Here is a 15,072-nt window from a genome sequence, read left to right as displayed (position 1 = left end):
ATTTATTTTTTAAACGAACCGCATAGACGCGCAAGCAGCTTCCCGCAGGGTAGGACGCAAAGAGCACAAAGAGAAGAGAAGAAGAGAGAAATTTTACATAATTATTATCATCTTTAAAACAATGGTAGTTGCACAAAAGCAAAATAAAAGTAAAGATATTGAATCTATATATCCTCTATCGGCGATGCAGGAGGGGATGTTATTTCATACTCTGTATGAGCCGGAATCGACACTCTATTTTGAGCAGTTTCAATTAACTCTACATGGCAATTTAGATGCAGGTATATTTGAACGTGCTTGGCAAATTTTAGTTGAGCGACATTCGGTTTTGCGGACTCTTTTTGTTTGGAAGAATCGCAAGCAAGCCGTACAGGTAGTACGGAAACAAGTTAATTTGCCTTGGTCTAATTTAGACTGGCGGATGTTATCTCAACAGGAGCGAGAAATTCGGCTAAATTCTTTTTTAGAGGCAGATAAAAAGCAAGGTTTTGAACTTGACAAAGCTCCTATAATGCGGTGTGCATTAATTCGGGTAGCTGATGAAACTTACGAGTTTGTTTGGAGTTTTCATCACTTGCTGCTTGATGGTTGGAGTTGGCCGATTATTTTCAAAGAATTATTTTATATTTATGAGTCAATTCAGCAAGGTAAACAGTTAAATTTACCTCCAAGTCGCCCTTTCCGCGATTATATTAATTGGTTGCAGCAGCAAGATTTGGCTGGTGCGAAGGAATTTTGGCAAAGGAATCTTGAGGGTTTCTCTGCACCTACGCCTTTGATTGTAGAACGACCTATCGGGCAGAGTTCTCACCAACAACTATATATTGATGTTCTCTGCCATAATCTATCGGCCCAGACGACAACAGCCTTAAAAACTTTTGCCCAACAACATCATCTGACACTTGCCACTTTAATACAAGCAGCTTGGGCTTTGTTGCTCAGTCGCTATAGTGGCGAGTCTGATGTAGTTTTCGGCACTACTGTCTCTGGTCGTCCTCCGGTTTTATCCGGTGTAGAGTCGATGGTAGGGGTGTTTATTAATACTGTGCCAGCACGGTTAAAAATCCCTGAGCAAACTGATTTGTTAACCTGGTTGCAGTTGTTACAAGAAGAGTACATCGAACGAGAACAGTATTCATATACTCCACTGGTAGATATTCAAGGTGTGAGTGAAATTCCTCGCACTCAACTTTTGTTTGAAAGTTTGGTTGTCATTGAGAACTATCCTATCAACGCAACTTTGCAGGAACTTCCTGGGAATTTGAGCATCGGGGAAATTCAGGATAAAGGGCAAACTAATTATCCTCTAACAGTGGTGGCGATTCCTGGCGAGGAAATGACTGTCAAAATTAGTTACGATCGCGATCGCTTCCAAGCAGATATCATCGATCGCATGGCTGGTCATTTCCTGACTTTGTTGGAAGGAATTACCACGAATCCCCATCGCACCCCAGGGGAGTTACCGCTATTAACGCCAGCTGAGGAAGATTTGCTGTTAAGAGAGTGGAATGCAACCGCAGCAGCGCATCCCATTAATCGTTGCATCCATCAGTTATTTGAGGAGCAAGTTGCAAAGAACCCCCAAGCCTTGGCGGTGGTATACGACAAGCAGCAATTGACATATCAGGAGTTAAACCAGCAAGCCAATAAAATCGCCCACCACTTACAACGCTTAGGTGTAAAACAAGATATTCCAGTGGGCATTTGCGTAGAGCGTTCGTCGAAGACGTTGCTGAAGGCATCGCTAGATGCAACGATCGCTATTTTAGGCACGCTCAAGGCTGGGGGAGTTTGCGTTCCTCTCGATCCCCACTATCCGCCAGAGCGTTTAGCTTTCATGCTTCAGGATTCGCAAGCACCAGTTGTGTTAACTCAATCCCGTTGGCGATCGTTACTTGAAGGTAATACGACTCGTCATCTAATTATGTTAGATGATGATGCGGAGGTTATTAGCCAAGAATCTGCGGAAAATCCACAAATTGAAGTTACTGCTGAGAATTTAGCCTACCTCATCTATACTTCTGGTTCTACCGGCACACCTAAAGGAACGATTGTTCCCCATCGCTCGCTCACTAATTTAGTCGCACACCATCAGGCGAAAATGGCTACAGGTGTGGGTGTGCTTCAGTTTGCTTCCTTGAGTTTTGATGTCAGCTATCACGAAATATCTGTGGCTTGGGGCTTTGGCGGTACATTGTATCTAATTCCAGAGTGCGATCGCAAAGATTTAGATAAATTAATTCAATTACTGGCTAATAACCCAATTGGTAAAGCTTTTCTACCTGTTACCCTGTGGCAGCAATTAGCGGAAATTTACGGAGAGCAAGTACATTTATTTAACAATATTAGGGAAGCGATCGCTTGTGGCGAACAACTGCAAATTACGCAGCCGATGATTAAGCTGTTTAAGCGTTTGCCCAATTGTACGCTCTACAATTTCTACGGACCTACAGAGGCAGATTTAGTTACAGCTTATACTTTTAGCCAAAACCCAGATGAATGGCCGATTTATCCGCCCATTGGTAAACCAGCTGTCAATGTGCAAGTTTATCTATTAGACCGCAATCTCCAACCCGTACCCATTGGCGTACCTGGAGAACTCTACGTCAGTGGTGATGGCTTGGCGCGCGGCTACCTCCACCGTCCAGATTTGACCAATCAAAAGTTTATCCCGAATCCGTTTCAGGAGGCAGGAGGCAGGAGGCAGAAGGCAGAAGGCAGAAGGCAGGAGGCAGAAGAAAATTCTTCCACTCAGCACTCAGCACTCCCCACTCAGCACTCAGCACTCAGCGAGAAGTTGCGTGCGGGGGTTCCCCCCGTTGAGCAAACTTCGGTGACTCAGCACTTATACAAAACAGGAGATTTAGCAAAATACTTGCCGGATGGCAATATCCAGTTTTTGGGACGGATAGATGATTTGGTGAAAGTCCGGGGTTTTCGCGTGGAACTGGGAGAAGTTGAAGCTGTTCTTAGCAAACATCCGCAAATTAACCAAGCGGTAGCCAAAGTGTTTGGGGAAAGTGCCAGGGAAAAATATTTAGCTGCTTACTTTGTGCCAATTCCTGGCGAGACAATCAAAGTCGAACAATTGCGAACTTTTTTGAGCGAGCAACTGCCAGATTATATGATGCCATCGGCGTTTGTGGAAATGGAATCTTTTCCCCTCACGCCTAATAGCAAAGTCAACCGTCGCGCTTTACCAGAACCGTCAAACAGCCGACCCGAATTAAGCCAAACTTATGTAGAACCGCGCACACCCACCGAAGAAATTTTAGCGGGAATTTGGCAAGATGTTTTAGGGTTAGAAAAAGTTGGCATTTACGATAACTTCTTTGATTTGGGGGGACATTCTTTATTAGCAACTCAGGTAATTGCTTTAACGCGCAAAGCATTTGGCATAGAATTACCCCTTTTAAGTTTATTTGAATCGCCAGCGATCGCACCTTTAGCCCAAAAAATCGCCACAGCTAAAGCACCAAATCGACAGGAATTAGCTCTCACCAAGTTGCCCTCTTCAGGCGAAACCATCCCAATTTCTTTAATCCAGCTGGAATTTTGGTTTTTTGACCAATTCTATCCCGGCAATCCCATCTATAACTTACCTTTAATCTATAGGATTACAGGTGCGCTGAACGAAAAAGCCTTAGAAGAGAGTTTAAGAGAAATTGTCCGACGGCATGAAACATTGCGATCGACTTTTCAAGTAAAAAATGGACAAGTTGTTTATGCGACTATTGACGAACCTGTATTCGATTTTTGCGTAATTGATCTGCGTCACATCCCCGCAGCCGAACGCGAAACTCAAGTTAAACAACTAGCTGAGCAAGAAATTAAGCAGCCTTTCGATTTAGCACGCGGACCACTATTACGCAGCAAACTGTGGCGGTTGGACGAACAAGAATATTTATTTATTGCCGTCACCCACCATATTGTTGCTGATGGTTGGTCTTTTAGTATCCTCACCCAAGAATTAGCCGAACTTTACGCAGCTTTTTGTGAAGGTAAACCATCTCCTTTGAAAGATTTACCTATCACATATAGTGACTTTGCTCAATGGCAAAGACAGTGGTTAAAAGGAGAAGTTTTAGCATCTCAGCTTCAGTTTTGGCAAAAGCATTTAGGCATTAGTCCGCCAATATTGCAGCTACCAACTGATTATCCTCGTCCACCAGTACGCACCTTTGAAAGTGCAGTTAAATCTGTAGTTATTTCCCAAAAACTAACCGATGCACTGAAGACTCTGAGTCAACAAGAAGGCGTAACTTTATTTATGACCTTGTTGGCAGCATTCCAGACATTACTTTTTGCCTATACCAAACAAGAAAATATCATTGTCAGTAGTGCTTTAGCCAATCGCACCAGAGTAGAAATAGAGAGATTAATTGGTTTCTTTGTCAATTTGCTACCATTCTGCACCAACTTAGGAGGAAACCCCAGCTTCCGGGAATTATTGGGTCGAGTGCGTGAGGTAGCTTTGGGTGTTTACGCTCATCAAGAAATGCCCCTAATCAAGCTAGTAGAAGAACTCCAGCCAGTGAGAGACCCTAGTTACACATTAATCAATCAAGTAATGTTTGTCTTTCAAAATACTCCAGAAGACAATTTAGAGTTTTCCAATCTGATTTTAAAAGAGGAGTTGATTGCTAAAGATACCAAAGATACCGCAGAATTTGATTTAGAGTTAACGCTGGAAGAAACATCAACAGGTATTGAAGGTCTGCTAGTTTATAGAACCGATTTATTTACAGATGCGACTATTACCAAGATGGTCGATAATTTCTTGATTTTGCTAGAAAAAATCACCATTAATTCTAATCAACGTCTGAATGAAATTATCTTAATATCTGAGCCTCCAAGCTTGCCCAATCAAACTATTAAATTGCCAAAAGCGAAGGAATTTGTAAAACCGCAAAATCCTGATGAAGAAGTTGTGTTAGCTATCTGGCAAGATTTTTTAGGACGAGAGCAGATTAGCACTCAAGACAACTTTTTTGAACTTGGAGGAAATTCTTCTCTAGCTCTGGAAGTTACCTGCAAACTACAGTCATATTTCCAAAGAGAAATTCCTTTAACTTACCTGTTTGAAAAACCGACTATAATTCAACTAACAAAAGCAATTCAAACTCAATAAAACAGCCAGTAAATTTAAATCTAATACTTAGATTCTGCTAACAAATTTAACTTGTCAATGTAAAGGTAAACAATATGGAACTTACAGCTAATAATCAAGAATTTGAAGAAAACATAGCACCTAGTATTAAAGAAGTGACTCAACTATCTAACGAAGAATTACGTATATTGCACGAAATCCCAAAGTTTAGACCGATTATTCAAACGTTTGTTGTTATTGGTACATATTTAACCCTCTCATCTCTTGGTTTTTGGTTGAATAACTGGGCAGTGTGGTTATTAATTTGGTTTGTGCAAGGATTTTTATTTGTCTGCATTTTTGCGGCAATACATTATTGTTCTCACACTAGTTTGTATAGGTCAAAAAATGCTAACCGATTTGTGGGAACTTTCTTGTCATTAGTATTATTGATGAACTTTTATTTTCACAAATATATTCATTTAGGACATCATCAAGAAACAAGAAATAAAGGCATCATCGTAGGAGATACCTCAGGTTGGCAGACATTTCCCGATATCAAAACTTATTTTATTGCTTTGACATATTTTTATCCACTCGCGACATGGAAGAATTGGTGGATAGCAACCAAAGGATTGTATATAAACTCTTCGATCGATCCTCAGCAAGAAGAATCGGACGTAGCAATTAAGTTTTATGTGAACTATTTTAAAACCCCAGAACAACGCCAAGTAGTTTTACAAAATAATTGGTTGTTATTGGGTTGGGTTGTAGTAATGGCAGGATTAACAGTAATTTATCCTTGGGTGCTTTTTTGTGGTTACTGGATACCATTATTAACTTTTGCTGCTCCATTCGGCTTCATATTAACTATTACAGATCACTATGGCTGTGAGTCTGGCTTAAATCACAACGAATGGAATAATACAAGAACAATGCTTTCTAACTCTATAGTGAGGTTTTATTACTTTAATAATAATTACCATGTAGAGCATCATCTTTACCCAAGTATGCCAGAGCATAACTATCCCAATATTCATGAGTTAGTTAAACATCGCCTCAATTATGTGGAAAAATCATACTTGATGTTCCATCTCAAAGTAATGCGGGGTTTGATTGCGGCAAAAAGTCAGTAGATATAGTTGTATGCTTAGAGCTTCTCTAATCAAAACACATTTTATGATGCAATATCGTAGATTTGGGCGTACAGAATTGCCAATACCCGTTTTTTCCTGTGGAGGAATGCGCTACGCCTATACTGAAGATAAAGAGCTTGCTCAAGAACAAATTCCAGAGGAAAATCAAAAGAATCTAGAAGCTACTATTTATCGTGCTTTAGAGGTTGGCATTAATCACATCGAAACTGCCCGCATTTATGGAACTTCGGAAATGCAATTAGGTGCTATTTTATCGAAGTTGCCTAGAGAAAAAATTATTGTCCAGACTAAGGTTTGCCCAACATCTGACTCTGAAAAATTCCGCAGTTTGTTTGAGAAATCTTTAGCTTTATTAAAGCTAGATTACATTGATTTATTAACGATACATGGTATTAATTATGAGCCACAGTTTGCCGATACCATTCGTCCTAATGGTTGCCTTGATGTAGCACGACAATTACAAGCGCAGGGTAAGGTAAAGTTTATTGGCTTTTCTACCCACGCGCCAACGGATTTAATTATTAAAACTATTAAAACCAATCAATTTGATTATGTAAATTTACATTGGTACTACATTAATCAATTTAATTGGCCTGCTATTGAAGCCGCCACGCGTCACGATATGGGAGTATTTATTATTAGTCCATCTGATAAAGGTGGAATGCTTTATAAGCCGCCACAAAAGTTATTGGACTTATGTTATCCTCTCAGCCCGATGGCGTTTAACGATTTGTTTTGTTTAAGTCATCCGCAAGTACATACTTTAAGTTTAGGTGCATCGAAACCATCAGATTTTGATGAACATTTGCAGGTGATAGAACTTTTAGATAAAGCTGATGAAATTTTATTGCCAATTTTAACTCGGTTAGAAACAGCCACGATCGCCTCTCTTGGAAAAGACTGGTATAGTACCTGGCATATTGGTTTACCCGACTATAGTCAAACTCCTGGTGAGATTAATATTCCAGTTATTTTATGGTTGCGAAATTTAGCGATCGCGTTTGATATGTGGGAATATGCTACAAGACGTTACAACCATTTAAATAATGCCGATCCTTGGTTTCCAGGTAAGACAGCAGAACGAGTTAAAGAATTTGATTTGAGTAACTGTTTGTGTCATAGTCCCCATGCTGACAAGATACCAGCTTTATTACAAGATGCCCATAGGTTGTTATTTCAACCTAGTTAAAGATAAATAACGGAGTAGTTGTAGATGTCGTATTTTAAGTTATTAAAAAACAATAAAAAATATAATTTAATACGTCATCGTTGGCTAGTAATTGTTCTCACTTTGGTAACTGCGATCGCGATAATTATTTCTAACCAAATTAACTTAACAACCCAAGCAAAACCAATATCTCAAATTATTGTTTCTGTACCAAATGAACCCACGACTTTTAATCCAGCTTTAATACTCGAATCAGCTTATACTTTACTATTTAATTATGAGGGTCTAGTTAAAGAAAATGGCCATGGAGAAATTGAACCTTGTCTAGCTGAATCTTGGCAAACCTCACCAGATAAAACACAAGTAATATTCACCCTCCGCAAAGGTCTAAAATGGTCAGATGGTAAGTCACTAACTGCGGAAGATGTGGTTTTTACTTACAATGAAATTTATGCCAATCCACTCATTCCTACTTATGCTAAAGACTTCTTCCTAATTGGGAAAAACCGTACATTTCCCAAAGTACGTAAATTAGATGATTTGCGCGTTGAATTTACATTACCTGAACCATTTGCGCCATTTATTCGGGCGACAAAACTAGAAATTTTACCAGCGCATGTATTTCGAGAAAGTGTTAAACAAAAAGACACCGAAGGTAGACCGAAATTTTTATCTACTTGGGGAACTGATACTCCACCAAAAAATATTATCGTCAATGGCCCTTATATAATAGAATCTTATACTCCTAGCCAGCGAATAACTTTTCGGAAAAATCCTTATTACTGGCGTAAAGATAATCAAGGCAATTCACAACCTTATATAGAACGTGTCATTGCCCAAATTATTCCTAATCAAGATACTGCCTTAGTTCAATTCCGTTCTAGAGGATTGGATTATATCAACGTTAATACTAATTATTTTTCTTTATTAAAACATGAAGAAGGGAAAGGAAAGTTTACTATTTATAATGGCGGTCTTTTTATCGGCTCAAGTGCTATTACTTTTAATCTCAATAAAGGTAGTAGAAATAGTAAATTATTGGTCGATCCAATCAAGTCTCAGTGGTTCAATAAAGTCGAATTTAGACAAGCGATCGCTTATGCAATTAATCGCCAACAAATACTCAATAATATCTATAGGGGATTGGGGCAGCTACAAAATTCACCTATCGCAGTACAGAGCAAATATTATTTATCTATTAAAGCAGGTTTAAAATTATATGAATACAATCTCCAAAAAGCCAAAGACCTACTCTTAAAAGTAGGCTTTAAATATAACAATCAAGGTCACTTATTAGATAACCAAGGAAATCTTGTTCGCTTTACTCTCACAACAAATGCTAGTAATAATATCTTGCAGGCAATGGGAGTAATCATCAAAGAAAATTTACTTAACCTTGGCATAACTATTGATTTTAATCCTGTAGCTACTAACATTTTCATTAACAAATTGACTCAAACTTTTGATTGGGAATGCCAATTACTTGAAGTAGCAGTCGGTCAAGAACCCAATGATTGGGCTAATGTTTGGCTTACTGATGCTGGTTTGCACTTTTTTAATCCACCATCCCCACCAGGACAAACGCCAATAACTGGGCGAGAAATAGCAAGCTGGGAACGAAAAGTTGGTGATTTATATATGCAAGCGGCCTCAGAATTAGATGAAGCAAAGCGCAAGGCTATCTATGCAGAAACTCAACGCATTACTCAAGAGTATCTACCATTTATTTATTTAGTCAACCCTTTATCAATGGTGGCAGTCCGAAATCGGATTCAAGGTATTGAACACTCTGCCCTTACAGGAACATTTTGGAACCCTTACGACCTAAAACTAATTCAAACTAACTAAAAAAGATATCTTTAAAATGCAAATACCTATCATTGACTTCAATCCTTTTCTGACTGGCGACAAAGTTGCCAAAGAAGCTGTAGCTTCACAAATTTCTCTCGCTCTTCATGAAGTCGGATGTTTCTATCTCAAAAATTCTGGGATTTCTCAAAATCTAATTTCTCAATTATTTTCACAATCTGAGTCCTTTTTTAAACTACCAGAAGCAGAAAAAGAACAAGCATCTTTCTTTCCAGACCGCAATCTTCGCGGATATCATAATTTCAAAAAGAGCGACGACCAACACAGCGGCAATGAAGCAATGACGGAAGGGTTTCATTTTGGCAAAGAAATTTATCCTGATGAAGTTGGAGATATTGAAGATCCTTTTTTTGAACCAAATAAATGGCCAAAAAATCCACTTCAGTTTCGTGAAGTGATGCTGGAACTTTTCAATAGTTGTCATGAAAGGACTTTGAAAGTATTCCAAGCTTTAGCTATTTCTTTGAACATTCCCGAAGATTATTTTACAAATTTCTATTCACATCAAAACCATGGGATAGTTTTGCATCATTACCCATCTATCTATCAGCCTCCAGAAAAAGGCAAAGTTTATCTAGCAGAACATACAGACATAGGTACGCTCACATTTTTATTTCAAGATTCTGAAGGTTTAGAAATACATACAAATGCTGGAGAATGGGTTGTCGCGCCCTTCATTCCCGGCGCAATTATAGTATTGATTGGAGATTTATTGCAGCGATGGACAAACGATAAGTTTCGCGCTACACCTCATCGAGTCATAGTTCCAACTAAATCTCACAGTGCTAAACAAAGGTACTCATGTGCCTTTTTTACCAGTCCTAATCACGATGCTTCAATTAACACCATTCCCACTTGCTTAGATAAAGATGAAGTTCCTAAGTATCCACCAATTCTGGCGCAGGAATATTTCAAGCAACCAAAAGGATAGCTAATAATTTAGATGCAATACATGGACAAAATACAATTGCTAACAAAGTCAAATCCGCCAACTTGGTTAAAACTTTTGGTAATTAGCCTAATTGGTGTAGGTATTTTCTTTCGCTTTAGTCATTTGGGACAAAAAGTTTATTGGTACGATGAATCTGCTACATCGCTAGCAATATCTGGTCATACTCTAGCTGAGGTCAAGCAAGAGGTTTTTAACAATTGGGACACTAATAAAGGTTTAATTCTTGTTAATAACCTAGACAGATATCAACACATTAATTCCGATAAATATGTAGTTGATACAGTGCGCTACTTAATAACTTCAGATCCACAACATCCACCTTTATATTATGTGATGGTGAGATTATGGGCGCAGGTCTTTGGAGATTTACCAGCAGGAGTCAGGAGTTTATCAGCAGTAATTAGTTTGTTGGTATTTCCTAGTATGTATTGGCTGTGTTTAGAGTTGTTTGAGTCACCACTTGTTGGGTGGGTAGGAATGGCTGTGATGGCAGTTTCTCCCTTGCAGGTTTTCTTTGCTCAAGATGCACGAGAATACGGTTTGTGGATGGTAACAATTCTAGTATCAAGTGCTGCTTTATTGCGAGCTATACGCCGAGAAAGTCGCTTGAGTTGGGTTGTGTATGCTCTTACTCTAGCTTTAGGATTGTACACCCATTTATTAACAGTAATGGTAGCGATCCCTCATGGCATTTATGTAGTTATTAGGCAAAAGTTTCGTTTCAACAAAATCCTGGGTAATTATCTACTGAGTTCTATTGCGGCTGGCTTAATGTTTTTACCCTGGCTCATTGTACTCATTACCCAGGTTCATACTGCCACAAATCTTTTGTCATGGATAACATTTAAAACAGATACTATTTTTGACTTAATTGGTATTTGGCTCAGTCGGATTAGTAGAATATTTTTTGATTTTAATTTAGCTTCTGATAATGCTTGGGTTAATAACTTAACTTCAGAAAGTCCTTTGGTTTATATTATTTCTACAATAATATTCAGTTTAACCTTAATTATCTATATTATTGTTTTTTTAAATAAATATTTATTAAATAAAACTAGTTTATTTATTGCTTTATTAGGAGGATTCCCCGGTTTAACATTGCTATTCTACGACATAATTTTTGGCGGTATTCGCTCTATTCATTTTCGCTATCAGTTACCGTTATACCTCAGCATCCAAATTTCTGTAATCTATATTTTAACTTGGCATCTTGTCTGGGCAAAGAACTGGCAAAAAACTCTTTGGCAATTCATATTGGTGGGATTACTCACCTCTGGACTAGTTTCTGATGTTAGATTTTTTCAGGCTGAAGCGTGGTGGGCACAAATAGGCGGCAAGAATTTACTAGCAATTAGTCAACTTATTAATCAGTCTAATAGTATTTTATTGCTCAGTGACAAAAATGATTATAATTTGGGAGTTATACTCACCTTAAGTCATAATTTAGAACCAAAAACTCCCTTACTGATCGTACACAATAATCAATTACCAATGATGGCTCAAAATGACAAAACAATTTTCTTCTTTGACGATCTAGAAAATAGTTTAGCCTCTCAACTTCAGCAGGATAAAGCTAACTCTCTGAAACTAGTGTATTCCCTGGAAGGCTTTTGGCAACTCGATAAAAATCTGAAAACTTGAATAACAATGTTGCAATCTCGATAAAAAAATGAAGCAATATCTTAACTATTTTAATACAAATATTATGAAGTCACAAGCTTCATTATCTACCTACTCAGCAGTTTTTAGTCGGTTTACTCGCTTTGCTATAGTTGGTTTGAGTGGCGTATTTGTAGACTTAGGGATGTTCTATTTCTTGCATAGTTCATTGGGTTTAGCGTTAACTATTAGTGCTATGCTTTCAACGGAAATTGCAATTATTAATAATTTTATCTGGAATGATTTATGGACGTTTAATGATGTATCTTTGCAGCCAAATATTAGTCAAAAATTGCAGCGATTTGTTAAATTTAATCTGATTTGTTTAGTTGGTCTTATTTTAAATAGCTTAATTGTAAGTTTGCTATTTTATAAATTTCAAGTGAATGAATACATAGCTAAATTGATAGCGATAGCTTGTGTGACACTTTGGAATTTCTGGCTCAACCTGAAGATAAACTGGCAATTAACAAATAAGACAGTAGATGTAGTTGTAGATATCTAAAAAACTATGTTAAAACAATTAGTAATGTTTGGTTACAGTTTAGTTTTTATACTAACTATAATTTTATCTTCTGGCTTCTTAAATATAATTTTACCCTATTCTAAAACTATCCAAAATCTTGGAGAAATTAGTGTTAAGTGGCAATATTTCACTGAACATAAAGATGATTACAATGCTATTTTTCTAGGGCCAAGCACTACTTACTTTGGTGTAGTTCCAAAATTATTTGATGAATACATGACAACAGAGGGTAAGAATGTAAAATCTTTTAATTTTGGGATATCAGGTGCAAACGTTGCAGAAATTGACTTTTATTTACAAAAAATTTTGGAGTTAAAGCCAGCTAACTTAAAATGGATATTTCTTGATTGTTCCGTTGACTTATTCACAAACTATGGTGCTACTTCTGCTCAAGAAATATACTGGCATACTCCTGGTAAAACTTTAGAAAATTTCAAATTAATTTTGGAATCGTCAATTGATAGCTGGCCAGTTAAAGTTTCATATCTATCTGCTAACTTTCAAAGCTTTATCTACCGTTGGTTAGGTCTAGGTCAGTTTGCTAATTTATGGCAAGAAAAAATATTAAATATTGATTTATCAAATCCAGACCCCTTAGCCAAAGTTTCTGAAGATAAACTCTTACAAGAGTCTGGATATTACGCTATAGATTGGCAGCAAAAAGCTGAAAAATGGCAGACTTTATTCCGCGCTAATGGTTTAAATACTTATCTCAAAAATCTCAAAAAAGAACAACTAAAATTAGCAGATTCAGATAGTGAATTTAACACTTCATCCACAATATATGGAGTGCAAATGATGAGAAACATTACTGCTAAGATTAAACAATTTCGGCAAAATAATAACAAAGTTGAAGCTATATTTTTTATTCCACCACTTTTAGAAATTGATTCCAATTTCTCCGCACTTTACAAAGCATACAAATCAGGATATATCGAGACATTATTTAATTTTAATGTTCCCAATAAATTCACTAATTTATATGAGGTGAATCGCAGGATTGATAGCGCACACCTTAATCATCAAGGTGCACAAGAATTTACTCTGTTACTGGCATCAGAATTTAAACAACATTTAAATAATTCAGAAGAAAAACTAGTAAGTTCTATTAAATAAGCACTATTTAAATGTAAATCAATATGATATTCACAGAGTTTCGGTTTGTATTTTTCTTTTTGGTTGTGTTCTGCGTTTATTGGGCTTTACAGAAACACAATCATCGTAAATGGTGGCTGCTCGTCTGTAGTTATATCTTCTATAGTGCTTGGGATTGGCGTTTCCTGTTTTTACTGTTGCTATCGACAGTCATTGATTACTTTGTTGGTTTAATGCTCTCTAGATCACAAATTGAAGTTACCAAGACGGAGGTATTACAAAAAGCAGAAAATTCAAGTTTTTTGGATTGGAATGCTTTATTAAATAAGCCACAGACTCCACAGCAACGCAAAGCATGGTTAATACTGAGTTTAGTCGCAAATTTAGGAATATTAGGATTTTTTAAATACTATAACTTCTTCACCGATTCTGCTGCTAACTTATTAGCTTTTTTAGGTTTACCTATCAGCTTTAACACTCTAAATATTATTCTGCCAGCAGGGATTAGTTTTTACACCTTTCAAACTCTGAGTTATTCCCTGGATATTTATCTAGGTAAACTCAAACCTGTAAGAAATTTTTGGGATTTTTCTCTATTTGTCACGTTTTTTCCGCAATTGGTTGCCGGGCCAATTGTCCGAGCATCTACTTTTTTACCTCAACTGCTAACCCCAAAAAATTTAAGCGATGTGGATTTTCGGGGAGCATTCATGCTGTTTCTTGTGGGATATTTTAAGAAAGCCTGTATTTCTGATAATCTTTCTCCTTTAGTCGAACAGTATTTCTCAAATCCAGAAAATTATACTTTCGTGAGTTGTTGGATTGCTGTTATTTCTTTTGTTATCCAAGTATACTGCGACTTTTCTGGCTATTCGGATATGGCGATCGCTTCTGCTGGGTTACTAGGCTACAAACTACCTCTGAACTTTAATTTTCCCTTCTTTGCCAGCAATATGACTGACTTCTGGCAACGTTGGCACATTACCCTCTACAGTTGGTTGCGCGATTATGTCTATGTTCCTTTAATGAGAAGGCGACCAAAAGCTGAACGTACAGAACTCTTTAAATACAGAAATCTCCTCATTTTGATGCTTTTATCAGGATTTTGGCATGGCGCAGCTTGGCATTTTGTCTTTTGGGGTGGATTACATGGAATCATTTTAGTGCTTCAAAAGCAATGGTCATCTTGGGTTGCTCGCTATAAAGCATTATTACCACTACGAAATCTACTAGGTATTCCCCTGACATTTTATTGTTTTTCTGCCTTGGCTCCATTTTTTGGCAGTCGGGATCTCATAACTGCGCTCAAAATAGAAAAATCCTTTTTATTCTTCACTTCCCTTGGTTCTCAAAACTTAAATCTCCAAATTGCCTGGATTTTTGTACCTTTAACTATCCTCCACTGGGCAGCTTATAAGGGTTGGTTTACCCAATGGTGGCGGAAAATTCCTAGCTGGAGTTTTGCTATTGTTTTTGGGGTGTTGGTTTCAGGCTTATTTCGGCTGGCAGCAATCAACCCTCAACCTTTTGTTTACTTTCAATTTTAGCGAGCGATAA

9 protein-coding genes are annotated in these 15,072 nt (G+C 37.5%); all 9 read left to right on the top strand.

Translation table 11 applies throughout. From position 1 onward, the window contains the following. The first annotated feature begins 121 nt into the window (after positions 1-121). The 9 genes from I8752_RS35225 (at position 122) to I8752_RS35185 (ending at position 15,062) form a co-directional block, all read left to right on the top strand. The gene (locus tag I8752_RS35225; protein WP_214436778.1) at positions 122-5,131 is read left to right on the top strand and encodes a non-ribosomal peptide synthetase; all 5,010 of its coding nucleotides are present in this window, start codon (positions 122-124) and stop codon (positions 5,129-5,131) included. Positions 5,132-5,205: 74 nt separating this feature from the next. Then, positions 5,206-6,225: a fatty acid desaturase family protein gene (locus I8752_RS35220; protein ID WP_214436777.1), complete on the top strand. Its 1,020-nt coding sequence runs from the start codon at positions 5,206-5,208 to the stop codon at positions 6,223-6,225. Positions 6,226-6,271: 46 nt separating this feature from the next. Further along, a complete protein-coding gene (locus I8752_RS35215) occupies positions 6,272-7,435 on the top strand; it encodes an aldo/keto reductase (RefSeq protein ID WP_214436811.1) in 1,164 nt (387 codons plus the stop codon). 24 nt (positions 7,436-7,459) lie between these two features. Then, positions 7,460-9,262, top strand: a complete 1,803-nt coding sequence (locus I8752_RS35210; RefSeq protein ID WP_214436776.1) for an ABC transporter substrate-binding protein — start codon at positions 7,460-7,462, stop codon at positions 9,260-9,262. A gap of 16 nt (positions 9,263-9,278) precedes the next feature. Continuing rightward, on the top strand, positions 9,279-10,214 hold the full coding sequence (locus tag I8752_RS35205; protein ID WP_214436775.1) for an isopenicillin N synthase family dioxygenase: 936 nt from the start codon (positions 9,279-9,281) through the stop codon (positions 10,212-10,214). Positions 10,215-10,235: 21 nt separating this feature from the next. Next, complete coding sequence (locus I8752_RS35200) at positions 10,236-11,876, top strand: glycosyltransferase family 39 protein (protein WP_214436774.1); 1,641 nt, start codon at positions 10,236-10,238, stop codon at positions 11,874-11,876. 64 nt (positions 11,877-11,940) lie between these two features. Next, positions 11,941-12,399 (top strand): GtrA family protein, encoded by a 459-nt coding sequence (locus I8752_RS35195; protein ID WP_214436773.1) that lies wholly within the window; start codon positions 11,941-11,943, stop codon positions 12,397-12,399. 6 nt (positions 12,400-12,405) lie between these two features. Next, positions 12,406-13,536 (top strand): SGNH/GDSL hydrolase family protein, encoded by a 1,131-nt coding sequence (locus tag I8752_RS35190; protein WP_214436772.1) that lies wholly within the window; start codon positions 12,406-12,408, stop codon positions 13,534-13,536. A gap of 23 nt (positions 13,537-13,559) precedes the next feature. Further along, entirely contained in the window at positions 13,560-15,062 is a 1,503-nt protein-coding gene (locus I8752_RS35185) for an MBOAT family O-acyltransferase (RefSeq protein WP_214436771.1), read from the top strand. Positions 15,063-15,072 lie beyond the last annotated feature (10 nt).

Origin of the sequence: Dendronalium phyllosphericum CENA369 (genome assembly GCF_016056275.1) — a bacterium.
Classification (GTDB): Bacteria; Cyanobacteriota; Cyanobacteriia; order Cyanobacteriales; family Nostocaceae; genus Dendronalium; species Dendronalium phyllosphericum.
The sequence above is the reverse complement of the archived record's forward strand: the minus strand, read 5'-3'. Positions and strand labels throughout refer to the sequence as shown.

Bases quoted from the DNA above. Each gene is read 5' to 3' on its own strand.
- I8752_RS35225 (WP_214436778.1), top strand. From the start codon at position 122: ATGGTAGTTGCACAAAAGCAAAATAAAAGTAAAGATATTGAATCTATA.
- I8752_RS35220 (WP_214436777.1), top strand. From the start codon at position 5,206: ATGGAACTTACAGCTAATAATCAAGAATTTGAAGAAAACATAGCACCT.
- I8752_RS35215 (WP_214436811.1), top strand. From the start codon at position 6,272: ATGCAATATCGTAGATTTGGGCGTACAGAATTGCCAATACCCGTTTTT.
- I8752_RS35210 (WP_214436776.1), top strand. From the start codon at position 7,460: ATGTCGTATTTTAAGTTATTAAAAAACAATAAAAAATATAATTTAATA.
- I8752_RS35205 (WP_214436775.1), top strand. From the start codon at position 9,279: ATGCAAATACCTATCATTGACTTCAATCCTTTTCTGACTGGCGACAAA.
- I8752_RS35200 (WP_214436774.1), top strand. From the start codon at position 10,236: ATGGACAAAATACAATTGCTAACAAAGTCAAATCCGCCAACTTGGTTA.
- I8752_RS35195 (WP_214436773.1), top strand. From the start codon at position 11,941: ATGAAGTCACAAGCTTCATTATCTACCTACTCAGCAGTTTTTAGTCGG.
- I8752_RS35190 (WP_214436772.1), top strand. From the start codon at position 12,406: ATGTTAAAACAATTAGTAATGTTTGGTTACAGTTTAGTTTTTATACTA.
- I8752_RS35185 (WP_214436771.1), top strand. From the start codon at position 13,560: ATGATATTCACAGAGTTTCGGTTTGTATTTTTCTTTTTGGTTGTGTTC.